Origin of the sequence: Carnobacterium maltaromaticum DSM 20342, assembly GCF_000744945.1 — a bacterium.
GTDB lineage: Bacteria > Bacillota > Bacilli > Lactobacillales > Carnobacteriaceae > Carnobacterium > Carnobacterium maltaromaticum.
In genome coordinates, this window is record NZ_JQMX01000001.1 from 1899348 (window position 1) to 1925262 (window position 25915).

At 34.5% G+C, this 25915-nt stretch carries 17 protein-coding genes, 1 pseudogene and 1 riboswitch; of the genes and pseudogenes, 2 read left to right on the forward strand and 16 right to left on the reverse strand.

Annotated elements, in window-relative coordinates:
* Positions 1-84: 84 nt before the first annotated feature.
* Positions 85-906 carry a DUF4430 domain-containing protein gene (locus tag BR77_RS09065; protein WP_015075424.1) on the reverse strand — a complete coding sequence of 274 codons (822 nt, stop codon included), beginning with the start codon at positions 904-906 and terminating at the stop codon, positions 85-87.
* 544 nt (positions 907-1450) lie between these two features.
* Between BR77_RS09065 and BR77_RS09070 the strand changes: the two genes are divergently transcribed.
* A complete protein-coding gene (locus BR77_RS09070) occupies positions 1451-2836 on the forward strand; it encodes a lytic polysaccharide monooxygenase (RefSeq protein ID WP_010053940.1) in 1386 nt (461 codons plus the stop codon).
* A 551-nt stretch (positions 2837-3387) separates the two neighbouring features.
* On the opposite strand, the gene BR77_RS09075 is transcribed toward BR77_RS09070, so the two are convergent.
* The 7 genes from BR77_RS09075 to BR77_RS09105 all read right to left on the reverse strand — a co-directional run bounded on the left by BR77_RS09075 (position 3388) and on the right by BR77_RS09105 (position 14105).
* On the reverse strand, positions 3388-4137 hold the full coding sequence (locus BR77_RS09075; protein WP_015075423.1) for an alpha/beta hydrolase: 750 nt from the start codon (positions 4135-4137) through the stop codon (positions 3388-3390).
* A 14-nt stretch (positions 4138-4151) separates the two neighbouring features.
* Positions 4152-5123, reverse strand: a complete 972-nt coding sequence (locus tag BR77_RS09080; RefSeq protein ID WP_015075422.1) for a LacI family DNA-binding transcriptional regulator — start codon at positions 5121-5123, stop codon at positions 4152-4154.
* Between the two features lie 107 nt (positions 5124-5230).
* On the reverse strand, positions 5231-8575 hold the full coding sequence (locus tag BR77_RS09085) for a GH36-type glycosyl hydrolase domain-containing protein (RefSeq protein WP_015075421.1): 3345 nt from the start codon (positions 8573-8575) through the stop codon (positions 5231-5233).
* A gap of 19 nt (positions 8576-8594) precedes the next feature.
* Positions 8595-10745 (reverse strand): glycoside hydrolase family 3 N-terminal domain-containing protein, encoded by a 2151-nt coding sequence (locus BR77_RS09090; RefSeq protein ID WP_035064654.1) that lies wholly within the window; start codon positions 10743-10745, stop codon positions 8595-8597.
* A gap of 118 nt (positions 10746-10863) precedes the next feature.
* Complete coding sequence (locus BR77_RS09095) at positions 10864-11694, reverse strand: carbohydrate ABC transporter permease (RefSeq protein WP_015075419.1); 831 nt, start codon at positions 11692-11694, stop codon at positions 10864-10866.
* A gap of 23 nt (positions 11695-11717) precedes the next feature.
* A complete protein-coding gene (locus BR77_RS09100; RefSeq protein ID WP_010053934.1) occupies positions 11718-12611 on the reverse strand; it encodes a carbohydrate ABC transporter permease in 894 nt (297 codons plus the stop codon).
* Between the two features lie 243 nt (positions 12612-12854).
* A complete protein-coding gene (locus BR77_RS09105) occupies positions 12855-14105 on the reverse strand; it encodes a sugar ABC transporter substrate-binding protein (RefSeq protein ID WP_010053933.1) in 1251 nt (416 codons plus the stop codon).
* 313 nt (positions 14106-14418) lie between these two features.
* Here BR77_RS09105 and BR77_RS09110 point away from each other — a divergent pair, with 313 nt between their 5' ends.
* Positions 14419-14928: a cupin domain-containing protein gene (locus BR77_RS09110; RefSeq protein WP_010053932.1), complete on the forward strand. Its 510-nt coding sequence runs from the start codon at positions 14419-14421 to the stop codon at positions 14926-14928.
* Between the two features lie 107 nt (positions 14929-15035).
* Here BR77_RS09110 and BR77_RS09115 read toward each other — a convergent pair whose 3' ends face one another.
* The 8 genes and pseudogenes from BR77_RS09115 to BR77_RS09155 form a co-directional block, all read right to left on the reverse strand.
* The gene (locus BR77_RS09115) at positions 15036-17519 is read right to left on the reverse strand and encodes an L-type lectin-domain containing protein (protein WP_035064657.1); all 2484 of its coding nucleotides are present in this window, start codon (positions 17517-17519) and stop codon (positions 15036-15038) included.
* Between the two features lie 434 nt (positions 17520-17953).
* Positions 17954-18775 (reverse strand): pur operon repressor, encoded by an 822-nt coding sequence (purR, locus tag BR77_RS09120; RefSeq protein WP_010053930.1) that lies wholly within the window; start codon positions 18773-18775, stop codon positions 17954-17956.
* Between the two features lie 179 nt (positions 18776-18954).
* Complete coding sequence (locus BR77_RS09125; RefSeq protein WP_035064660.1) at positions 18955-19785, reverse strand: metal ABC transporter permease; 831 nt, start codon at positions 19783-19785, stop codon at positions 18955-18957.
* On the reverse strand, positions 19731-20438 hold the full coding sequence (locus tag BR77_RS09130) for a metal ABC transporter ATP-binding protein (protein WP_010053928.1): 708 nt from the start codon (positions 20436-20438) through the stop codon (positions 19731-19733). Before BR77_RS09130 ends, BR77_RS09125 begins: the two co-directional genes overlap by 55 nt.
* 35 nt (positions 20439-20473) lie before the next feature.
* Positions 20474-21415: a metal ABC transporter substrate-binding protein gene (locus BR77_RS09135; protein WP_015075416.1), complete on the reverse strand. Its 942-nt coding sequence runs from the start codon at positions 21413-21415 to the stop codon at positions 20474-20476.
* Positions 21416-21635: 220 nt separating this feature from the next.
* Positions 21636-22370, reverse strand: coding sequence for an amino acid ABC transporter ATP-binding protein (locus tag BR77_RS09140; RefSeq protein WP_010053926.1), 735 nt, complete (start codon positions 22368-22370; stop codon positions 21636-21638).
* Positions 22371-22388: 18 nt separating this feature from the next.
* Positions 22389-24014, reverse strand: a pseudogene (locus BR77_RS19320) (ABC transporter permease subunit).
* Positions 24015-24149: 135 nt separating this feature from the next.
* Positions 24150-24332: riboswitch (Lysine riboswitch) on the reverse strand.
* A gap of 250 nt (positions 24333-24582) precedes the next feature.
* A complete protein-coding gene (locus BR77_RS09155) occupies positions 24583-25785 on the reverse strand; it encodes an MFS transporter (RefSeq protein WP_015075413.1) in 1203 nt (400 codons plus the stop codon).
* Positions 25786-25915: the final 130 nt, after the last annotated feature.

The window sequence follows — 25915 nt, forward strand, 5'->3', positions numbered from 1 at the left end:
ATCGTTTAGTCTGCTAACGGCTCATTATCGCTAGTTTCAATTTTTATTCATGTTTAGTAAATGCCAAAAATGTGCTACTTTTTTCTATACTTGTGGAGCACCTACATCTTTCCCCATGTTTTCCGTATACATCCATTCAATTGTATCCCCAACTTGTACTGCATATTGAGCAGCACCATAACTAGGAAATACTCCATTCACTCGGTAAAGCCAACCGCTTTCCGCACCTTTAGCAAATTCATATAAGTTGTTAATGCCTGCGACATACGTGCCCCCACGAATACCTACTTGAATCCCATTATTTCGGCAATAGTCTGAAAGGACATCCATCACGCTTTGCCCCTCTTTCATTTCAACTTTTTGTGGACTAATAAAGTAAGAACTTGAGTTAGTAGCCGTTCCTTTAATAGAAAAAGTTACTTCTTTTTTCGGTTCTGGTGTTGGTTTATTTTCAGGAGTTGGCTGCGTTGGTTCTGGTTGACTTGGCGTTGTCGGAGGAGCATTCGGCTCTTCTTTATGTTCTACAACAGGATTTTTAGTTTCGTTATTGGTCGTACTATTAGCAACTTCTTCTTGCACATCATCAGCTGATTCTATGACCGTTGAAGTTGCTTTCTCAACATTCTTATCTGCTATTTTTTTCTCTGTATCTGCTTCTTTAGAACTATCTTTAGAACTTTCTTTACTACTTTCGTTCTTTTTTTCTGATTCAAGCGATTCCTTTTTTTCTTTCGCTGTTTTTTTAGAATTAGCCACTGTATCTTTTTTTGTTTCTTTTTTGACTACTTGTGTTTTATTCTGTTGAGGTGTTGCCACGTGAGCATATTTATTATTTAAAAAAGCACCACCCAATGTTAGTACCGCAATGATTGAAATGACTGCTATTTGAATTTTGCGTTTATTCACAAGATTCCCTCCAACTAAAATATTCCGCTTTTAATTACTTTCTACTCCATAATAAGTGCATAAAAATTTCCCCAAATCAATTTTTATTCCTATTTCACATGGAGTATAGAGCATAAGGAAAATTCCTTATTTTGTTTCATCTTGATTATAGAGAACTATTTAATGGAATACAACTAGAAAAATACCATCAAGCAAAAATGTGTTAAGGAGTTAATTTTTAAATTGCACATATAATTCATGTGTTCACTTCTGATAGTTTGTTCTTTCTCTCTCAGATATAATGCTCTTCTTTTTTTATGAATTTAGTATTTAATTTTGATAAATCTACACCTAAATATGAAAAAATTGATACAACTTTCATTTTTAAAACAAATTTTTAAAAAACAACTTACACTTTTAAATCACATAAACAATAAGTTCTTTTTTTCATATTTTAGTTATAAATACCAACTTTTTTCTTTACATTCATGTAAAAAAATATGCATAAATACATGAATTACTTATGCTAAGATGAAAACCTATTAACTAATAAAGGAGTTTTATGATGAAAAAATTGACAGCATCAAAAGCAATGAAATTAGGTTTATCATCAGCAATTTTAGGAGGAGCTCTTTTCTTTTCTACAAATTTCGCTTCGGCGCATGGTTATGTAGAGCAGCCTGTTAGTCGAGGTTATGCAGGCGAGTTAGCAAAAAATTCTATCGGTTGGGGCCCTGCTCTTGAAAAATATGGAAATGTTATCACAAATCCACAATCGCTAGAATCTCCAAAAGGTTTTCCAGAAGCTGGACCGGCTGACGGTAAAATAGCTTCAGCTGATGGAGGTTTAGGACAAATAGGCGATTTTGTTTTAGATCAACAATCACTTAATCGTTGGGATAAACAAGAAATGACTGGTGGAGTTAATTCTTTCGTTTGGAAATATACTGCCGAACATAAAACAACAAAATGGCATTATTATATTACCAAAAAAGGTTGGAACCCTAATGCGCCTTTAACACGTTCTGAATTCGAATTGATTGGCACTGTTAATCATGATGGTTCAATGCCATCAAATAATCCTGTGCATAAAATTAATGTTCCAACAGACCGCACTGGTTATTATGTGATTCTTGCAGTTTGGGATGTTGCTGATACGCCAAATGCCTTTTATAATGTTATTGATGTTAACTTAAAAAATGATGGTTCCGGAGAAGAAGGCGAAACTCCTAACCAACCACAAAATTTAAAATCAGATGAAGTTACAAACAAGTCTATTAAATTGTCATGGACAGCTCCAACTAATACAGATGTTAAAGAATACAATATCTACCGTGATACTATTAAAGTAGGAACTGTCGGCGGAACAACTTTTACTGATATAGATTTGCAAGAAAAAACTACTTATGGTTACCAAGTAGAGGCTGTTGGATTTGACGGTAAAGTATCAGAAAAAAGTTCAGTTGTCTTTGTAGAAACAAAAGAAATACCAGCAGAGGATACAGAAAAACCATCTGTTCCAAGTAAAGTTCATTCAATGAAAACTACTTCAAATTCTGTCGATTTAATGTGGACAGAATCAACACATCCGATTGCAGTTAAAGAGTACACGGTTTATCGCGATGGAAAAAAAGTTGGAACGACTAAAACAAATAGATTTTTAGATACAGGATTAAATGCTGAAACAAACTATGTCTATACTGTCAAAGCAGTTAGTATTGGTGGAAATATTTCAGATAAGAGTGATTCATTCAAAGTTACAACCGCAAAAGAAATGAATGAGCATAGAGAATGGAAAGTAGGGTCATTCAGTAACCCTGTAAGTTACACTGCCAATGAATTAGTTTCTTACCAAGGAAAAAATTATAAAGTTCTAAACACACATGTAAATTATGGCGACTTGACTTGGGCTCCCGGCATACCAAATAGCCTTTTTGAAGAAGTAAAATAAAGATAGTAGAATCGCTTCCTAGCTTAGACTTAGTAGGAAGCACTATTTATATTAAGGAAGAAGTACCTACTAATAAATTTTAAAATAACTAAAAAATTTTTTACTGAGAATAAAGTGATTGAATATGCAACTATTCCAAAAAGCTTAATTTAATGATGCCACAAATAAGTATATTTACCGTAGCTAGAGTATACAGAATGTTGCAAAATCCAAAAATAAACGAAGCATACTCATAATATCTAATTAGTTGCATAAACTATTTTAATTACGATTTAGACAAAGGAAGAACACCTTAGATCGACTGAATAATAGGAACCATGTTATACTTAAAAATACAAAAGGAAGACGTGCGGTTAACACGTCCTCAATGTAAATCTGTTTAAGACGGTAGCGAAATTAAATTAGAGAATATAACCGTTTAACTCTGCTAAAAGTTAATGAACGGTTATTTTTTTGTCTTTTTTAGTACGTCAATCACTAGCTTCATCAAGGCAAGAATAAAAATTCCTACAAAAAAATAACTACCTAGTATTTAACTAGATAGTTATTTTTTAATTCGTTATTTTCTTAGATATCCATTCTAAAACTGTTTGAATCTGTTGGTCCCAAAAGACCCAGTCATGCGTACCTTTTTCTTCAACCCAACTATAATTAAAACCTAACTCCAGTAATTTCTTTGAGAAATTAAGATTATAATCATATAAAAAATCCTCTGTCCCACAAATTTGAAGAATCTCAGGAACATTAGTTTGTCCTTTAACCTGGGTAATTAAATAAGACAAATCATTTGTACTACCTTCTAATTTTTCTATCGAACCAAATAATCGTTTGAATTCCAAATCACGATTTGCATCATCTTTCCACATTGTGACTAAATCTGTTGCACCAGACAAAGATGCGATACCAGCAAATTTATCAGAATAATTTAAGCCCCATTTCAAAGCACCATAACCACCCATAGATAAACCAGCAACAAATGTCTTGTTTTTTTCGAGAGAAATTGGCAACCATCTTGCAACTAAATCAGGAAGCTCTTCCGTCAGAAAAGTCCAATAAGCCCCACCTTCAACCATATCTGTATAAAAACTCCTATGGACTTGTGGCATAACAATAACTAACTGCATATCTGATGCATAACGCACTAGAGCTGTATTATCTAACCACGAGTGATCGTCATCTGATAGTCCATGGAGTAGGTAAAGAACTGGTAAGGGTTCCTTAAATTCTTGCGGTATTATAACTTGAAAAGACATAGCTAAATCTAACGTTTTGGACGTAAAGCGACTAGAAAGAACCGCCATTCCCATTCGCTCCTTTATAAATCTGATTTTTCTCCGACAGAATTTCCTCGGATTAAACTAGTATAAATCAACTCATTTTCAGTCTTCTCACCTTGAATAAGTTCAAGTAACTTGCTAGCTGCGACAGCTCCCCATTTATGTTTAGAATATTCAATAGTCGTTAGACTAGGAACCAAATATTCACTAACTGTTGTATTATCAAATCCAACTAAATCAATTTCCTTGCCAATGTTCAATTCAGTTTTAGCAAAATATTTGTACATGCCAATTGCCATTTCATCATTTAAAGAAAAGACCGCTACTGGCTCTTGGTACTCTCGGTGAATTTGTTCAGCTGCTAGACGACCGGATTTCTCAGTAAAGTCACCTTCAATAAGCTGATAAGGTGTAGCAGAACGATCTAATTCAATTTGACACGCTTTCAGGCGTTCTCGACTATCTTGGGAATCTACGGGTCCAGTCACAATATAAAATGGACGCTCACTTTTATACTTTAAGCAATCAATCGCCAATGTAGCACCTGCTTTATTATCTAACAATACCTGTCTAATATTTTGATGCTCCAACTCACGATCTAAAACAACAATCTGATGTCCTCTTTTTGCATAACGCATTATTTCTTCATCTGAAAAAGTAGCATCTAAAATAATTGCGCCATCAATCATCCGCTCTGGTAAAAATAAATGTGATTTATCGCCACAGCAAACAATCATTTCATAACCTTTAGCAAATAGTGTATCCATTACCCCTTCTAATAGTTGTCCATAAAAAGACCCACCATAATTAGTTAAATAGACACCAATAATATTTGTTTGTTGACGCTTTAACGTACGTGCTGCCATATTTGGCACATAATGCAGCTCATCTGCAATAGCCCTAATACGATTTCTAGTTGCCTCTGTAACCTTCGGACTGCCATTTAAAGCGTACGAGACCGTTGAAATAGATACTCCTGCTTTTTTTGCAATATCTTTAATACCTACCACTATGTTCCCTACCTTCTATTGGCTAATTTAACTCAATTATACCATCCGTTTTACTATCAAACAATCAATATCGAAACGTTTCTTTTTCTGAAAGACCTTTATTTAGCTTAGCAATAAATATCGATTTTTTGACTTTTCAGCAAAGCAGCTTTAAGCACATCATTAGCTACCTTAATCCCACCATCTCGATAGCGGTTCGTTTCTATTTCACTTGGTAACAACTCACCATTAACTTTAATTCCTTTTACTTCTTGTTGTCCCACATGGTAGTGAATTTCAACAGGAACACCTAAACACTCATACTTAAAGATCAATCCATCTAGTTCCTTCGTTAGAATAGGATCAAAGATTAGATGGTCAGACTCCTTACGAATTCCTAAACCATTTGATATCAATTGATTCATATATATTCCTGGTCCACTAGAATAAATTCTCCAGCCACCTTTAACCGTGACATCACCTGTCTTCAATTCCGAAAAGTGTTCTTGAGCTGCATAACGCGTTTTAAAGTTTCCATCAGAACTACTGAAATAAGCGTTACTTTGACGTCTTTCAGCATTGGCTACCACATCCGTAATTTGAACCGGATTAATAACAGAAAAGCCACGCCAAACTTCATCTGCTTTCCCTACTTTTGCCATCGCTTCAGTAAAACGAATATGCGCATGCACGTATTGTAATCCCACTTCGCGCCCAAAGTTTGCAGCTTGTTCTGCTCGCTTAAAGTTCGTGCTTACACCACCTTGATAGGTTGCAGGACGGTTCATCAAACGCACGCCATCTGGATGATAAAGCTCTTGGCGAATCAATTGATAATGAGCTTCTGCTTCTTCTGGCGTTAACAACTCACCAATCATGCTTCGAGTCATTGGCAATAAACGATATTGGATTCCAGTTTTCGTATCAGTTGGATGAATCATTAGTTCCACATGCTCTGGATCTTCCATATAGACAAAGCCAGGAATTACGTCTGTTTGAAGCATATATTTTTTGAAATCTTTTTCAATTCCAGTAACTAATTCAGCAATTTCCAGTGAAAATTCTGGTGCTTTTCCAGCCAAAACTTCAGTTAATTGTTTTAATGTTTGATAAGTTAAGGCTACTGTCCAGCTACTTGCCATATTCTTTTTCAAGCGACTATCGTAAGGTTGCAGCGTATCATCCCAATCACCATCGCCATAGCAAGATAAATAAGTTCCCGCCAAGAAATTGCCTTTAATATAGTCGATTTCTTTTCTTAAATGCTCTAGTAATGAAACTGTCTTAGTAGTCTTTTTAAAAGTATTTCGATCTGTATAAGGAATTTGGCTTTCTAGTAATGAATAATCACCCGTACGTTTCAAATAATCTCCAACTACTTTTAACGGCCAGACAATCACATCACCGTGGCTTTCTTCGGCCTTAATTTGATCATATTTATCAAACATAAACCATTGTGGCCAATTCCCGTCATTTTCAAATTGATTGGCAAATAATGTTTGAATAATATCTCGAACAATTTCGGCCTTATCCGTAGCAAAGAAATATTCAACAGGACCTTGAGAAACATCCCTGGTCCCCCAAGCTGCTCCACCGTATTGCTCTAACCCATGAGGCATCAAATAATGAACTAACATATTGTGTGTATACCACCATGCTAAAGTGTTTAAGCGACTCATTTCTGTTTGAATGTCTTTATTTTCATGAGTTAATTTAAATTGATTCATGATTTTTTCAAAATGTCGGTTATATTTGTTCACTTCTGTTGCAAAGTCACGCTGAGCGAATTGAAACCCATTTCCTTGTGTTTTCCCTTGTATCGTTAAATCAAACTCTGCTGTTTCTGCTAGCGCAATTACGACAAGTGGATATGCGCTATCTAACTGGCTTTCCACTAACAAATGGTCATCTGCTACAATAAAATCAGCCTTGTCTATTTGCATATAATAAGCTAAATTAGGATAATTCTTTGCCATTGTTGATTGATTATCTGGTGTAAAAGTTAACGTATTTCCATCTTTTTCCATATTAAAAGGCACATTATATTCATTTTCATTCATTGTAATTTGATTCGTCACAATAAATTTATATGCATGACCTGACTGACTTCTTACTTCTAATTTAAGTTCCGCATCTGCTACGGTTGTATAATTTGTGATAATTAGCATGTCATCTGCCAATTTATAATACCATTTTGCATAATTGAAACTCATTTCAAATGCAGAAGGCATGGTTAACAAATGATAGCTTCCATTTAATTCAATATAAATCCTCTGCCCAGATGTTTTCATAACATTCAGTGCATTTCGAGCATTACTCATTAATTTATTCATAGAAGTATTTCCTAAAACTACTTGAGCGTTAAATAAACCATACATATAGGAAGTCGTCGTAATAATTTCATCAGAGATTGTTAAATGCTCTCCGCTTAATAAAATATGACCATGGGCCCGTTCCATTTGTAATTCTTTTTCTTTTAGAACAATATGCGCTTCGCGATCTGTAAAGAATGATAAAAGCTGTTCCCCATCATATTCCTCTGCTTGACGACTCGGAAAAAGATGCATAATCTCAGTTTTTGTTAAGGATTCTGTTTGAACGGGTTCACCAAAATTAACTGCTCTTTTAACTGTTTCCTGTAAAATAAAATCGCTAGAATCTTTTTCTTTCAACTCTTGCCAAGCTTGTTGAATTTTTTCTTGATATTCAACCTTTGTGATAGCTACAGGATGATTTTCCGCAGCAAATCCATAAAACACAAATGTCGCTTTCCCATTAAGCTCCACTTGTTCTGATTGCAAAGCTGTATAAGCCATTTCATATTGATAGATTTCATTTGCTAGATTTTCTTGCGTTAAAGCAAATGGGCTGTTGGTTTCTTTATAGGACAAACCATAAAATTGGAAGCCATCAGTAGAGTATCCGTTATTTTTTGTTAAGCTTCCTTGTTGGAAATAAGGAAATTGGTTATCTGATTGAGGTTGATTTTGTCTTGAACAAACGGTAAAACCAGTCTCTTCATCTTTAAAAACGGCATGATCAATATACTGACCAACATAGGCCTCATTAGATTGCAAAGCTCCAATGCCTGCTAACCCAACATCTTGACCATAAATCACATCTACTTCGACTTGATTTCCTTGTAAATGAACTTCCCAAAACCAACAATCATCTTCAGTTAAGCTAAAAATAACTTCATACTCAACTCCACCGGCTATGCCAGTCCATTTTAATTGATTATCCCCTTGATAAAGAGCACTTTGAGATTGAACACCGACTAAAGGAAAGAACTTAATTTTTCCATTCTCTAATTTTCGTAAATAGATATTGTTCAGTGAGCCATCAATCATATTTGTATGGACCTGATTATACATTGTTCCTGCGTGGTTAATTTCATAAATATCGCCACTTTTTAAAAATTGAACTGTTGTTTTTCCAGCTTGAAACTGGATTAAATTTTGTGTTGTTGTCATGATGGACTCCTTTTTTAAATTACTTGATTAACTTAAATCTTGCACTTTGAACTTCAGCACTACTTGGGCCAACCATTACTTCAAATACTCCGCTATCACTACTGAATGAGCAGTCTTGATGTACATAACGTAACTGTTCTTCTGTCACTGTAAAGCTCACTGTTTTTTCAGCACCTGCAGCCAATTCAATTTTTTGATATCCTTTTAACTCTTTAACTGGACGAACGACTTCTCCAACAATATCTCGTAAATACAGTTGCACAATTTCTTTGCCTGCATATTTACCGCTATTTTTGACTGTTACTTCAACTGTTAATGTCTCAGAATCTTTTAATTCAGTAGCTGATAAGGTCATATCTGAATATGAAAATGATGTATAACTTAGTCCAAAGCCAAATGGATAGAGAGCTTCATTTGGACTATCTAAATATTTAGAAACATATTTTTCATCTACTGATCGACCTAATTCTGGGCGTCCTGTATTATCTGGATTATAATAAACTGGAACTTGACCAACATTGTAAGGAAACGACATACTTAGTTTAGCCGATGGATTGACTGCTCCCATTAAGATATTGGCTAAAGCTGCTCCGCCCTCTGTTCCCGGGAACCATGCTTCAACAATCCCAGCAACTTCTAATTCATGAATATCTAATGGACGACCATTAAATAACGTTACAATAATCGGTTTACCTACTGATTTCAGTTGTGCCAATAGTTCTAATTGAATTTTTGGTAAACGGATATCACTTCGGCTAGCCGCTTCACCACTCATATCTGAATTTTCACCTAAAGCTAAGACGATTACATCTGCTTCTTTAGCGACTGCAACTGCAGCATCTATTTCGGCTTGAGTACCACTTAAAATATCGCAGCCTTTTGCAATCAATAGTTGTTCAGCAGGTACATGTTGAGCTAGTCCTTCAGCTAATGAAATAGCCTTTTCAGACTCTCCTTGCCAAGCCCATGCTCCTAAAATATCTTTTGACTCTGCTCCCGGACCGATTAAAGCAATTTTTTGATTTTGTTTTAAAGGTAGAACCCCTTCATTTTTTAAAAGAACAATCGATTCTTCAGCTGCTTTTCTAGCAAGTGAACGATGCTCTTCGCTCAAGACTACTGCTTTCTCTTTCTCTGCATCTGCCCCACGATAAGGATTTTCAAACAATCCTAAATCATTTTTCAAATTCAAAATGCGAAGTACGGCTTCATCGACTAAAGCTTCTTCAATTTCTCCAGCCTCAATAGAGGCTTCCAAAGTATCCATATAACACATTGTCATCATCTCAATATCAACACTGGCATTTAAAGCTAAAATAGCCGCTTCTTTTTCATCTGCTGCGACTCCATGAGGAACTAATTCTTTCACTGCACCCCAATCAGAAATCAAAACACCATTGAAATCCCACTCGTTGCGTAATAAATCACGCATCAACCATTTATTTGCTGTTGCAGGAACACCATCCACTGTATTAAATGCCGTCATCACTAACTTAGCACCTTCATCTAAAGCGGCTTTGTAGCCTGGCAAATAGGATTCTCTCAATTGTCTTTCTGACATATTCACTGTATTGTACTCTCGACCAGCAATAGGTGCGCCATAAGCAGCAAAATGCTTCACACAGGCAGCAACTCGTTCAAAATCATTTTTCAAATCCGTTCCTTGATAGCCGCGCACAAAAGCTTTTGCTAATTCAGCATTTAGAAAAGCATCCTCTCCAGTGGACTCCATAACACGACCCCAACGCGGATCACGTACTAGATCAACCATTGGTGAAAAAGTAACATGCAAACCTGATACTGCTGATTCTAAAGCAGCAATTCGAGCCGTTTCTTCTGCTAATTCAGTATTCCAAGAACTCCCTAAAGCTAGCGGAATCGGGAAAATAGTTTTATAGCCATGAATCACATCAGCCATAAAAATTAACGGAATGCCTAAGCGATTTTTTTCTAAATAACTTTTTTGCGTCCGAATAACATCTTCTGCGCCAGAAATCCCTAAAACGGTTCCAGCATTTTCAATCATCTCTTCAGTTAAGCCCATTTCTTCAATCGGCCCAGTCACTGCATCTAAATCAATATAAAAACCAGCTGCTAATTGCAACAACTGAGTCACTTTTTCTTCTCGAGTCATCTGACTTAATAAACCTTCTAATTCTGCTGTTTGCATGGGTGGTTCCTCCAAATTTTGATTTTTAAAAGCACCCTCTTCTTGTAAAGAAAGAGTTAGTTCCCCCAACTTTGACATAGAAAAGGATGCTGATACTAAAAACTAACTGATTATAAACTTATTTCAATCCTGAAACATTAAAGCCTTGTAAAATATACTTTTGGAACATCATAAAGATAATAATGATTGGAATAACCATGAAGGTTGATCCCGCCATTTGTAAGGCATAATCGTTGCCGTGTTGACCTTTTAATAATGATAAACCAACAGATAGGGTATAGAATTTTTCATCATTTGCAATAATTAATGGCCACATAAATGAGTTCCAGCCACCAATAAAGGTTAAAATTCCTTGAACAGCTAGAATTGGTTTAGAAATTGGCAAAATAATTCGGGTGAAAATATAAAACTCACTGGCTCCATCTAAACGAGCAGCTTCAATAATTTCATCTGAGATGGTAGACATAAATTGACGGAATAAGAATATCCCGAAAGCACCGACTAAACCAGGTAAGATAATCCCAGCCATAGTATTAGTTAACCCTGCTACATTTAGTAATAGGTAAACAGGTATCATCGTTACTTGTCCTGGAATCATCATTGTTGCTAAAACGAGCATAAAATATTTTTCTTTACCTTTAAATTTAAACTTAGCAAAACCATACCCTGCCATCGCATTTAAAAAAAGTCCAAAGAAAGAAAAGCCAGTAATAATTAACGTATTTTTTAGATAAACCGCAAAATTCATATCACGGAATAACTTGATAAAATTGTCAAACGTAAAATTTTTCGGTAAAATACTTGGATTTAATTGCATAATTTCTGGATTTGTTTTAAAGGAAGATAAAATCATCCAAATAAACGGCACAAACGTGATGAAGCCCCAAACCGCTAAGAACAATCCAACAATCAATTTTTGTCTTTTTTGTCTTGCTTGAAAATTTCCCATAGTTTTCTCTCCAATCTAAAAATTTACATTTGATTATCTGCGTCTTTTTTCTGTAATCTAAACTGCAATAGTGTAATAACAATAATCGCAAGAAATAGAATAAATGAACCGGCAGCTGCATAACCAAATTTGCTTAATTGGAAACCGTTGCGATAAATAAATAGTGCAACACTGGTTGTACTATCTAATGGTCCACCTTTGGTCATAACAAACGGTTCCTCGAAGAATTGCAACCAACCAATCATGGTTGTAATGGTTACGAAAAAGATTGAAAAGCGCAACATAGGAACAGTTATGAATCGTAATTGATTCCAAGAGCTTGCTCCATCTAACTGAGCAGCTTCATAATATTCTTTCGGAATTCCTTGCAATGCTGCTAGGAAAATAATCATATTAATCCCGATTGAGCGCCATAGAGCCAAGATAACTAATGACACTTTTGCGATAACTGGATCTTGTAACCACGGAATAGGGCCAATATTAATGTAAGCTAACATATGGTTAATTAATCCAATGCTGGGATTGAATAAATAAGTCCATACAACTGCCACTGCTACTACGTTGGTAATTGATGGTGTGTAAAAAACTAACCGCATAAAAGAAAAAAATCGGTTTTGCCCAAAATTAATTAATAAGGCGATTGCTAAAGAACACACAATCACTAATGGCACGCCGAGAACTACATAAAAGGCTGTATTAAAAATGGATTTCAGAAAAATCGGATCACTGACAATGTTTTTATAATTATCAAAGCCAATAAAACTAATTCGAGACCAGTTGGCAAGACCCGCTAAATTAATATCTGTAAAGCTAATAAATAGTGCAATTACAATTGGAATCAATGAAAATAATGCCAATAATATCAATGATGGACCTACAAATAAATAAGGTATTTTTTTATTCAAGAATGCTTTCATAGCTTTTCCCCTTCTTTTAAAATATTCGTTGAAAAGTGTTTAAATCCTTTTCAATTTAGAAATAAGTATTATGAAAAGGTTCTGCTAAATGTGAGTTCACATTTAGCACACCTTTTCTAATTTTGTTCCGAAAGCTTGCTTTTTCCTATACTTCACTTCAATAACTACCCTCAACCATAAACCCAATTGATTGTACTTATCTTCTGTGTCGTCTGAGGAAAATAGCTTTCTTCACATCTTGAATTATTTACCTAGAATTGTTTCTGTTTGTTTATTGAATTCTGTCATTTCTTTTTGAGTGTCTGCTCCATTTGCATAAATTTGTTCCCAAACTTTTAAATAAGCTTGGCTAATTTCTTCCCATTCTTTCATCATTGGCATTGGTTCAGAATTTTTCAATTGTTCTCCGAAGACAGCAATTTTTTCGTCTTCTGCTAAAATTGGATCTTCCCAAGCTTTATGTGATGTTGGTAATGAATTTGAATTTTTGAAGAACGTTAATTGATTTTCTGGACGAGCTAAAAACTCAATTAATTTCATGCCATTTTTTTCGTTTTTACTGCTTTCAAACATGGCTAAGTTAGCTCCACCTGTACTAGACATATTATTTTCTTTTTTAGGTAACACTGCTGTTGCCCATTTGCCTTCAATATCGGGTGCATCTTTTGTAATAGCTGTAATCATCCATGGTCCACTAATGAACATCGGCACAATTCCTGTACTACCAAATGTTTGCGATACATCTAAACCTAAATCAGCTTTTGGTGCACTGCCATTTTGAATAAAGCTATCTAAATAATCAACTGCTTCAACAAATGGTTTCTTATCAAATAATGGTTTGCCACTTTTATCAAATAACTCAGAACCGTTTTGACGAGCAAACATAAATGCAGATGTTGGTTCAGCTAAATCTGCTCCAAATCCATACATGTCTTTACCACGAGCGGCTAATTTTGTAGCAGCATCTTGTAACTCTTCCCATGTCGCTGGTGCTTTATCATAACCAACTTCTTTTAATAAATCTGTACGATAGTATAATGCACGGGTTTCTGTATACCAAGGAACTGCATAGTATTTATCATCAAATTTTGTTGTTGTAACTGAACCATCGAAGAAATTATCTGATTTCAATGTATCTTCAGAATCAATGTAAGACGAAATATCTTTTAAGGCACCTGCATCAACAAATTCTGCCATCCATGTTGTTCCCATTTGAACGACATCTGGACCATCGCCAGAAGCTACTGCTGTCAGTAATTTATCATGTGAAGCAGACCATGGAATACTTTGAAGATCAACTTTTACACCGCTTTCTTTTTCAAAGTCATCAATAATTGGTTGGATTTCTTTACTACCATCACCCATATACCAAAAAGTAACTTTTTCAGCTGAATCTTTTTTGCTATCTTCTTTACCTGAGGAACAACCAGCTAATAATCCAATTGATACAAGTGCAATAGAACTTAAAAGAATAATTTTATTCTTCATCTTCATTTCTTCCTACCTCCAAATAATTTTTAGTTTATAGAAACGTTTCGATGGATTTATTATATATTTTTTTGCAATCGTTTGCAAGCTATTTATTTTATTTTTTAAAAACACCTACATTAGTTCGTTTTTTCACTATCTAGAATACTATGTATCAAACTAAACTTAATTTATAAAACGCTTACTAGAAACGTTTCTATGGTTATTGAGACTGGTATCTTCTTTTAATCAACCTCTCTATTTCTATCTGTACTTTTTAGGTTAGAAAAGTTATACTTTTGATAGAGTAGAGTATGAACAAATGAAAGGATGTTTTATCATGACAAATCAAGATGCGACTTATTGGATTAAACAATTGGAGCTTGAAGCCCATCCAGAAGGTGGATACTACAAGCGAATGTTCGAATCAAAAGAACTATTTGAAACTACAGATAAACGGGTACGCCATCATTATTCTAGTATTTATTTTTTATTAAACCAAGCAAGTCCCTCTCATTTTCATCGTCTTAAATCTGATGAAATTTGGTATTATCACACAGGATCGCCTTTAACTGTTCATTTGTTGCATCCTGATGGGCACTATGAAAAAATTAAACTTGGCCTTGATTTAGCAAACGGAGAAGTTTTACAAGCTGTTGTTCCTAAGAATGTTATTTTCGGCTCAAGTATTGAAGGAAATGGTGATTTTGCAGTAGTTAGTTGTATGGTTTCACCAGGATTCGATTTTAAAGATTTTGAATTATTTACTCAGGCAGAGCTTCTTTTAGATTATCCTGATCATCAAGAGATTATTGAGAAATTGGCTTATGAAGTCCTTCCGACTCTTTAAAAAAATAAAATTTAACAAGACAATCTTATTTTCCCACTTTATAAAAAAACACACGAAATCATTTTTAATTATGATTTCATGTGTTTTTATTAATGTTTCTTATGGAATTATGGAGCGTCTTCTAAGGTCCAGTTCACGCTGCCTTTATACTCACCCACATAATTGGATTTATTCATCTTATAATGTAATCCTTGTTTGTTTCCCCAAGAATTTGATAGATTGATAACTTCATTTATACTATCGCTTTTTCCTTTTTCAAGTAAATATTTCTGCCCATTCATAATTGAATGTATTTCTCCACCTTTATCTGTATAGGTATATTCACCTTGTAAAATTTTAGTACCTTGCTTTAAGTCACTAGGTGTGATGCTCAATTTCCAATTGGCATTTTCTCTATTATCAAAGATGGCCAATTGACCGTCTAGTGTAACAGGTTGTGCTTCAGCACCTATTTTAGCTTTAATTGACATTGATTTTGGCGTTTCTTCAAATTTAAATTCATCTACTTTGCCCGAAATAATCAACACACTGTTTGGATTTTTTTCGGCATCGTCTACACTGACCGTATATAAAATTCCTTTGTAGTAAGGAATCTGTAATTGTATGTCTCTCTTACCTTTGTATAGAACTGTTCCATCAATACTATTTTTAATTGTATATAGATGTTCATCATAAAGTTCTTGAGTTGTATTTCCTTGAAGAACCTTTAAATTGAAATATCCACTATTCAATGGATTAAATGGTTTTATCACGTTGCTAGTACTCGCTATTTTCGTATTACCAGTTAATTCCAACCCCTGAATAAAAGTATTATCATAAGACTTAATTTTTGCATTTTGTAAAAACTCAGGAATATCTGATGAATTATATGTTATTTGGTTATCATTAAAACTAATATTATCCATATTCAAAGGAAAATCAGGTAAGCTTCCGCTTAATTTATTTTGATTTACCCTAATGTCTTTTAAGTTATTTAGTAATCCAAGACTTGTAGGTATCGATCCAGTTAACTGATTATCAACAAGTACTAATGCCTCTAAATTAGTTAAATTGCCTAATGAGGATGGAATACCTCCTTCAAAATTGTTCCCGAAAATGCTTATCGTCCGTAGTTGGGATAAATCTCCTAACTCTGTTGGTAAGCTGCCTTTCAACTGCACATTTCCGATAACAAGGCCTCTTAAATTTTTTAATTTATTAATTGAAGCTGGAATATGCTCTGCTGGATAATTTTTTCCGTAAGAATTTAATACCCATATATCTTTTAAATCAGATTCAAACAGATCTATTCCAATTTTTTTAGGAGCTAATTTACTATTGATTGCATCAATTATCCATGATTGGTTTTCAAAATCTTCATTCGTTACAAGCTTGACCTTCTGAATCGACATTTCCACTTCACTATTGTCAATATAGTTATCAGCATTTAGTGAATACTTAATTTTAGATTTCACATTTTGACTGGTCACAACTTTTGGACTTACTTCAAAAGAAACAATAAATTTATTATTTTGATTTGTTAGATTTTGCGGTAATTTATAAGTTAATTTGCCTCCTGAAATGATATCATCTACTGATTGACCATTTATAACTAAAGATCCTTTATTGTACGATAAATAATCGTCTAATTCTAAACTAAAAACTGGATTTATAAGATCTTGTTTTCCGCCATTATAAGTTGTTTCATACTCTACTTTAACATTGCCATCTGCAGCAGACGCTCCTGTATTTGTAATATCTTTTCCATCTTTAGTAATCTTCATACTTGAGTCAATATTTACTAAACCTGGAATTTTTTTAAAAGCAACTTTTGATTCTTGAGACTGTGCTCCTGTTGATCCTGTAAATCCCCAATAAACCGAATTGGTTCCAAATACACTTATAGGATCCATTGGAACGCTTACCGTTGATGCATTATCAAAATTGTAGGTTAATCTCTTACCTTGTGGATCCCAATCTACACTAAATGGATGCCACGTACCATTAGAAAGGTAATCACTTGGATAATAAAGTCCCTGATGAACCAAGTAACCAATTTTCCCAATAGTTGTAGTACCATATGAAGACCTATTACCTGGAAAAGAATAGGCAACATGACCCTTATTTTGATTCCCAAGAACATTCTTGTCTAAAGTAGACCCATTGTAATACGTATCAAATTCTATAGCAAAACTATTTTTAATTTGCTCGGTCATAAGACTATCATACTTAGCATAAACGCCTAGTTGATCACCTTTACCTGCTTGAAATCTTTCGGTAATTCCTTTATCCGCATGCATAACAAATGCCATACCATCTGCTGCCAAAGAAGTTTTATTGCCTAAATAAACATACATCTCTGCGGAGAATGATTTGGTCATATCTATTTTATTCGTTTCTGTTGAAAAAATAGAACCGACTTTATAGTTATCACCATCAGTTACAACTGTTATATTTCCGTCAGTATAACTATTCGCTCCGGAAGGTACCCTAAATACATTTGTGATTGGTACACTGCTTGGGGGCAATGAGCTTGCTTTTACTGTTGGGTTTAAAAAAAATACCAATAAAATAATACTCCAAGAGGCTAATAAAATCTGCTTTTTTTTCATAGTATCCACTCCTTTATATTCTAGATTGATCATTAAACAGTAAATAGAACTTTCTTAGATTTGTCTATTGTTTAGTAGTAATCTTGTTTTTATATCTAATTTTTATACTATCTAAATTATGCTTTTTACTCACTTCCCCAAAGTATTTTCTACTGCTTACTGTTCAACTACTATCATTTTAACGTAACGTAACACATAAAATGATATTTCAAATACAAATAATCGTTCATGCATATTCAAAAAATCTCCCCATATCGGATATGTAATAGGAATTATATTTATCCAGTATTCCTTACAAAATCTAGCAAATCTCCTCATTAGATTAATAATTGAGATACTTAAATTTCAAATTCTAATTGTGACAAAGTTTCGAATTTTTACGAAAAAAATTAGGATACACTCTAGTTCCGAGTGTATCCTAATTTCTAAAATTTCTATTTTGTTTTATAGTAATTCCCTGGACTAACATGAATCGTTTTATCACGGATATCAACTTCGTCAACGCAAAGTAAAGAAGAGTAATCATCGATCATCCGATTGCCACTAAAAGTTGACTCTGCAAAAACAGTAATACCGACTAATTCAGCTTCAAATTCTTCAATCAGGCTCTTCATTCCGTTAACAGTTCCGCCACCTTTCATGAAATCATCCACGATTAAGACACGAGAACCACGTTTTAAGCTACGTTTTGATAGTTCCATTTTCTCAACACGCTCAGAAGACCCAGAAACATAATTAATGCTAACAGTTGAACCTTCTGTGATTTTTGAATCACGACGAACAATAACAAAAGGCACATTTAAGTAACTAGAAACGGCTTGGGCAATTGGCACACCTTTTGTAGCAACAGTCATCACCGCATCAATTTTTTGATCCAAATATTGGGTCGCAATAATTTTACCAACTTGACGCAAGATACTAGGCTCACCCAATAAATCTGATAGGTAGACGTAGCCTCCTGGTAATAAACGATCTGGTTCTGATAGACGGATACACATTTCATTGACGAATTCATCTGCTTCTGTTTTAGCAATTTCAGGAATAAATTTAACTCCGCCTGCCGCTCCAGGAACAGTCTCTAAGGTCCCCGTACCACGCTCTTTAAATGTTTTTTTGACAATTGTTAAATCTTCACTGATAGAAGATTTTGCTGAATCAAAGCGATTCGCAAAGTATGTCAAAGAAACTAATTTATGGGGTCTTTCTAATAAATAACGAGTCATGTCGATTAGACGCTCACTTCTTTTTACCTTCAAAATTGTCACCTCTTTATCCTATTTTATCTGCAATTTTTCACTTTCCTTATTATAAGGGTTTTTACCGAAAAAAGGTAGTTATTTCTTTTAATTTTTGCTAAATTGTTCGTTTTTATTATCTTTTTCTCATAAAAAAAGAAGCGAATTTTCGTATTCACTTCTTTTTTTGCTTTTTAAGTTTAGTTTGAAGTATTTTTTTTCTTAAACTTCGCTATTAATTTTCCAATCACACCACTGAAAATAAAAATAACAATAAATATCAGTGTAATCGTAGCCCCAGGTGGTGTTCCAAATTCATAAGAAGTGGTTAGTCCACCAAACATACCAATTAAACCTACAACTACACCCATCAACATAACCCAGTTAAAACTTTTTGATAGTCGCATCGCGATAGCAGCTGGCAAAATCATAATTGCAGAAACTAATAAAGCACCAGCAATTGGCATAATCACAGCAATTGTTACTCCTGTAATAACATTAAATAATAGTGACATTAAACGAGTTGGCAAACCTGCTGTGAAGGCTGTATCTTCATCAAATGTTAGAACATACATTGGTTTTCTAAATAAGAAAAAGAGCGTCACAACAATTGCAAACAATACAGCTAACAAATAAACTTGTTCACGACTAATTGTTACAATTGATCCAAATAAATACTGCTGAACACTTGCCGTTCCACTTCCTTGGTCTAAACTCATCAACACTAACGCAATCGATAAACCTGCTGACATTAGGACAGCAATAGACACTTCTGAATACGTTTTGTATAGACTACGAACATATTCAATCGCAACTGCTGCAATGACAACAACAATCAAAGTTGTCACTGTTGGATTAATATTAACAAACATACCTAGCGCTACCCCAGCTAATGAAATATGCGATAAGGTATCTGCCATTAGCGACTGTCTTCTTAAAACTAAAAAGAGTCCCAATAAAGGCGCAATAACAGCAATTAAGAATGAGGCTTGGAAGGCATGTTGCATGAATTCATGGCGAAACATCTCCATGGCGAATCCTCCTTTCGCACTAACTGAATATGACGATCAGCATAGTCTTTAATATCGTCGTGGTCATGGGTTACCATCAGAATTCCTTTTCCATGAACTTCACTATTATGACGCAATAATTTGTAAAAATCTGCTCTGGCTTCAATATCCATTCCTGTTGTTGGTTCATCTAGTACAAATAAATCAGGATCTGTCGCAAAAATGCGCGCTAAACAAATACGTTGCTTTTGACCACCAGATAATTCTCCCACTTTTCTATCACGCATTTCCCACATACCTACTGATAACAAAGCTCGTCGCACATGTTCATGATCCTCAGGGGTTAGGCGTTTAAACCAGCGGCCTTGTTGGTAACGTCCTGAACGAACCAATTCCAAAACAGTACTTGGAAAACCTGCATTAAAAGAGGCTATTTGTTGGGGAATATAACCAATACTTAATTTTTCTCCATTCACATTAACTGGAGAAATCGTAGCTGTTCCCTTAGCTGGCTTTAATAAACCTAAAACATTTCGTAATAAGGTTGATTTTGCCGCTCCATTTTCACCCGTTAACATCACAAATTCACCAGGATCTACATGAAAAGAAATATTTTCTAGCACGGGCTCTTGTTCATAATAAAAAGTTAAGTCTTTTACTTCTATATAATGCACGTATATATCCCTTCTTTCATCTTTGGTACACTGCTCTATTTAATCGCTTTTTCTAAAGCTTCTAAGTTTTTTTCCATTACCTTGATGTAATCCACACCTTTTTCCTGCTCTTCTTGCGTGATACCTTCAATCGGGCTTAATACTTCTAGCTTGGCTCCTGTTTCATTGGCTACGGTTTTAGCAATTTTTGGCGATGCCGTTTCAGCAAAATAAATAATTTTAATATTGTTTTCTTTAATAAAATCGTTTAATTCAGCTAATTTAGCTGGGCTAGGCTCTTGATCTGGTGATAAGCCTGCTATTGCTACTTGTTCTAAATCGTATCGATTAGCCAAATAAGCAAATGCTGCATGTTGAGTGACAAAAGTTCTATTTTCAGCATTTTTCAAGCCCATTTCAAATTTTTCATTTAAAGCAGCTAATTTTTCTTTATAGGCTAAAGCATTTTTTTCATAGGTTTCTTTATTTTTTGTATCGGCTTTGATGATACCCTCTTTGATTGTATCAACTTGTTTTTGTGCTAAGACAGGATCTAGCCAAATATGTGGATCATGGGCATGAGAATGTCCTTCATGTTCAGCTTCTGTTTCATCATCACTGTGATTTCCCTCTAAAAGATCAATTCCTTGACTAGCATCCACGACTACAGTTTTTTTCGTATCAATATTCGTTAACACACTGCTGACCCAAGTTTCCATTTCTTTACTATTGTAAACAAAAACATCAGAATCTGCAATTTTGGCAATATCTTTTGCACTCGGTTCATAGTCATGTGGCTCAGTACCAGCCTTCATTAAGACCGACACTTCAGCATTATCACCAGCTACATTCTGAGTAAAATCATACATTGGGTAAAAACTTGTAACAATTTGTAATTTAGTGCTATCTTTAGTTGCTTCCTGATTTCCACAACCAACCATTATAAATAGAATGGCTAAACTCGCAATGAGTAAACTGCCTTTTTTTAAAGATTTCATACTTACCTCCTTGAGTATGGTGAGACTTATTATTTTGTTCCTTCTATAAAGAAAGATTTGAATAGTAAAATTTAATTTGAACTTCAAATCGGAACGATTACTATTTGACTCGCATTAAGTAGCTTATCATTATCTGAAACTTACGTCAAGATAAAAAACCGCAAAATAGCATAAGAGAAAAACTCCTTGCTATTTTACGGTTTATATTAGTAAAACAAACTTAATTTAGTGTCCGTTTTAAAAATTCTTTTGTACGTTCTTCTTTTGGATGATTAAAAATTTCTGCTGGTGGACCTTCTTCAACAATCACGCCTTTATCCATAAAAACTACGCGATCGGCTACATCTTTAGCAAAATCCATTTCATGGGTTACAACTAACATTGTTAATCCTAATCCTGCTAGCTCTTTCATGACTTTAAGTACTTCTCCAACCATTTCTGGATCCAAAGCAGACGTTGGTTCATCAAAAAGTAAAACGTCTGGATCCATGGATAAAGCTCTAGCAATCGCAACACGCTGCTTTTGACCACCTGAAAGTTGACTAGGTTTTGCGTTGATGTATTCTTCCATTCCTACAAGTTGTAGATTTTTACGAGCGACGGTTTCAGCTTGTTCTTTGGTCCGTTTCAGTACTTTTATTTGTCCGACCATACAGTTGTTCAGCACATTATGGTTGTTAAATAAATTAAATTGTTGGAAGACCATCCCTAAATGTTTACGGTATTCGTTGATATCATGGGTGTCTTGCATGATATTTTTCCCTTTATAAAGTATGTCTCCGCCGCTTAGTTTTTCTAGTAAGTTTATGCAACGTAGCAAGGTTGATTTGCCTGAACCAGATGATCCAATCACACATACAACTTCCCCTTTGTTGACTGTAAAATCAATATCCTTTAAGACTTCGTGATTCCCAAAGGATTTCATTAAATGTTGTACTTCTATTACTTTTTCCATTAGATTCGTCCTTTGTTGTTAGTTATTTTGAATGTCATTTTCAATTTTAGCTACTTGCATTTGGTTCGCATACATAATGTAATTATCTGGTCCATCTAAACGTCGTTCCACGTAACGTAATATTCTTGTCACGGTAAAAGTCATGACAAAATAAATCACGCAGGCTACAAAAAACGATTCAAAGTAACGGAAATTATTTCCGGCAATTGATTTTGTTTGGAAGAAGAGCTCTGTTACAGAAATAACATTTAAAACAGAGGTATCTTTGATGTTAATCACAAACTCGTTACCTGTAGCAGGCAAGATGTTACGAAATACTTGCGGCAAAACTACATTGGTCATTGTTTGGATATGATTCATCCCAATTGCTTGTGCCGCTTCAAATTGTCCTTTATCGATAGATACGATTCCACCGCGAACAATCTCAGACATATAGGCGCCGGTATTAATAGACACGATAAAGATAGCTGCCACAATGCGGTCGATATCAATTCCGAAAGCCAGTGCAGATCCATAATAGATAACCATCGCTTGTACAATCATTGGTGTTCCACGGAATATTTCAATATAAACAGATAAAATACCATTAACAATCTTTAGAATAATCCGGTTAATTTTTAGATCTGGTTTAGGAATTGTCCGAACTACCCCAATTAGTAAACCAATAATTGATCCTAGCACGGTTCCAATCAAAGCGATTAGTAAGGTGACGCCTGCTCCTCTTAAAAACATAGGACCATTTTCTGATATTATTTTTACAATCCACTCAAAACTCATGTTAAACCTCCATTAGTTATAGAACTAGTCTTTCAAATTAGCTGCTGGTTGATTTTTAATTGCAGCTTCCATAATTTCAGCTTGCTCTTCTGGTGAAATTTCAGTCAGAATTTTATTGATTTTAGCAGTTAAAGGGCTACCTTGGACTAAACCTACGGCAATTGCAGTATCCTCATCTGAAGTTTTAAACCCATCTTTAAATTCAACTAATTTGAAATCAGAATTAGCTGACTGAGCGCTGATTCCTTCTGGTAATTCTGAAACGTAACCATCAATCACACCTGATTGTAAAGCCACACGCATGGCAGAAAAATTATCCATTGCTGTTTCTTTTTTAACACCTTTGATTTGGTCAATTACACTATAGTGGAATGTATTTAACTGACCAGTAACTTTTGCTCCTTCAAAATCTTGAATCGAAGTTGCAGACTGAAATTTACTGCCATTTTTCACCACCATAACTAAATTTGATTTATAGTAACTATCTGAAAAATCAATTGATTTTTTACGTTCTTCAGTTGGCGACATTCCTGCCATCACGGCATCAATTTTACCTGATGTTAACGCTGGAATTAAACCATCCCACTCTGTTTTAACAATCACTAATTTTTTTCCAAGTCCATCTGCGACTTTTTGCGCAATTGCCACATCATATCCACCAGCATATTCTTTCGTTCCATCAATTTTCACGCCACCATTTGCATCATCACTTTGAGTCCAGTTAAAAGGTGCATAACCAGCTTCCATTCCAACAGTAAAAGTTTCTGATTCTTTCCCCCCGGCTGCTTTATCTTTTGAGCCACAACCTGTCATAATTACTAATGCAACAAGCAAAATAGACCAACCAAACATACCTCTTTTTTTCATTTTAATCTCCTCTTTCCTTCATTAGATTCTTTATTTACCATTCAAAATACAGTTTAAATACTCCAGAAAAAAACAAAAAACGCCCTAAGTTTTGAGCTTAGGCCGCTGAAATATCGTTACGTAACCCCTTCTCTCATTCGAGATAGCACAACTTAATAAACTGGGTAGCTTATTAAGACAGTTCTGCAGTTATTCGCTACAGACCCAACAAATAATAATGAGGTTATTATTCATTTCGGCACTATTTCCTTCTCCCAGTTTCATCGTTTCCTCAAACTCAACATAGGACTAATAAATAAGTGCGCCTCTACCTCACAATAAAGTGAGGTTGTATTCAATTATATCTTGAAGTTTACAGTAAGGAATCGTGGCTGTCAACCTTCGATTTTTATATCAATAAAATTAGCATAAATCATTTACCCAGTGAATAGATGGTTATTTCTCATTATATTTACTAGCTACCGTCTTTTGAAGAGCTCTAATTTAAAAGGAAGCATGGTTTCTTTTTCATGCTGAGTATACCAAACTTTGTTTATTTCATTCATCAATTTAATGCAGTTTCGCTAGATTAAATTTCTTTCACCGAGTAACATAGCAATAACGTTCCTATCAATGAAAAAATTACTCCCGCTACTAACATTACAAAAATAGTAAAGTTATCTAATAATATCCCACCAATTAAATTCCCAAAAACACCACCAAGCGTCATTGCCACCATTATAATAGCTTGTCCTTTAATTCGGTCAGTAGGTTCCATTAGCTCATTCATATAATAAACGGATGCAGGAATATACAATGCAAAGGATAGTGCTTGTAAAATTTGTCCCAAATAGATAACACCAACACTAGGAGCTAATAGAAAAACCAAGGCTTTGACTGTAAAAAAAATTGCCGATACTTTTAACAATGTGCTTCCTTTTATTTTCCGAACTAAATAAGCAAAACCCATCATAGTTGGCAATTCAACACTAGCAGCTAAAGCTAAGGAGATTCCAAAATCAGTGTCGCTTCCTCCGACATTTTGCATAATTTGAATCAAATAAGTGCTAATAATATTATGAAAAATAAATAAACAACAAACGGAAATTAAAAGCAGATATAAATTATGGTACCGTTTAAAAAAAGTAGTGAGTTCAGCTAATTTAAACGTTTTTTTACTAGGCGAGCTGCAAATACTCAGATCTGGTTCCTCTTTCAAAACCCTTGGCATTTTAAAGCTATAAGCAATCAATAAAATAAACGAGTAGAAAAGTATATATAAATAAGGTAAAACTGCTGGACTAAACCGATTAACAATAAAACCTAAAACAAAGGATATTGCAGCAAAAGATAACGAACCTAGCCCCCTAGCTAAGCCATAATTGATCTTGATTCCCCGATTAATGTACTCAAAAATAAGCGAATTTAATAAAGGCTGAATCGTTAAGACAACTGTTCCAATCAAAATAAATAATAAGGCAATAATTACTTTGTTTACAGGAATCAATACTAATAAGATGGTTAATAAAATAACAATAAATGCTAAAAAACTAATAATTGTTTTTAACGTAACGTGCTTTGAACGATCCGCAAAACTTGCAATAACGGGTTGCAATAATGCTGCACAGATATTTGACACAGCTAAAATAACGCCGATTTGTTGTCCTTCAAAGTCTTTGTACAATAGAAAAACGGTTGCAAATCCCATAATAACACAAAAACCCATCCAATACATGCTTTGCAAGAGCCCATATTGAATCGTTAATCGTCGTGCCAAACTCTTTTTCAACACTCTTCATCACTCCCCCAAGTCATTCTGTTTGAATCATACCATTTCTTCTAAAAAATTCCTATAAAACTCACGATTATCTCTCACTATTTTTATTTATTTTTCTATATAAACACCTGGTTAAATAACAAAT

Excerpts from the sequence above, each read along its gene's own strand:
- BR77_RS09070 (WP_010053940.1), top strand. The coding sequence starts at position 1,451 with ATGAAAAAATTGACAGCATCAAAAGCAATGAAATTAGGTTTATCATCA.
- BR77_RS09075 (WP_015075423.1), bottom strand. The coding sequence starts at position 4,137 with ATGGCGGTTCTTTCTAGTCGCTTTACGTCCAAAACGTTAGATTTAGCT.
- BR77_RS09085 (WP_015075421.1), bottom strand. The coding sequence starts at position 8,575 with ATGACAACAACACAAAATTTAATCCAGTTTCAAGCTGGAAAAACAACA.
- BR77_RS09090 (WP_035064654.1), bottom strand. The coding sequence starts at position 10,745 with ATGCAAACAGCAGAATTAGAAGGTTTATTAAGTCAGATGACTCGAGAA.
- BR77_RS09095 (WP_015075419.1), bottom strand. The coding sequence starts at position 11,694 with ATGGGAAATTTTCAAGCAAGACAAAAAAGACAAAAATTGATTGTTGGA.
- BR77_RS09100 (WP_010053934.1), bottom strand. The coding sequence starts at position 12,611 with ATGAAAGCATTCTTGAATAAAAAAATACCTTATTTATTTGTAGGTCCA.
- BR77_RS09105 (WP_010053933.1), bottom strand. The coding sequence starts at position 14,105 with ATGAAGATGAAGAATAAAATTATTCTTTTAAGTTCTATTGCACTTGTA.
- BR77_RS09110 (WP_010053932.1), top strand. The coding sequence starts at position 14,419 with ATGACAAATCAAGATGCGACTTATTGGATTAAACAATTGGAGCTTGAA.
- BR77_RS09115 (WP_035064657.1), bottom strand. The coding sequence starts at position 17,519 with ATGAAAAAAAAGCAGATTTTATTAGCCTCTTGGAGTATTATTTTATTG.
- BR77_RS09125 (WP_035064660.1), bottom strand. The coding sequence starts at position 19,785 with ATGGAGATGTTTCGCCATGAATTCATGCAACATGCCTTCCAAGCCTCA.
- BR77_RS09135 (WP_015075416.1), bottom strand. The coding sequence starts at position 21,415 with ATGAAATCTTTAAAAAAAGGCAGTTTACTCATTGCGAGTTTAGCCATT.
- BR77_RS09140 (WP_010053926.1), bottom strand. The coding sequence starts at position 22,370 with ATGGAAAAAGTAATAGAAGTACAACATTTAATGAAATCCTTTGGGAAT.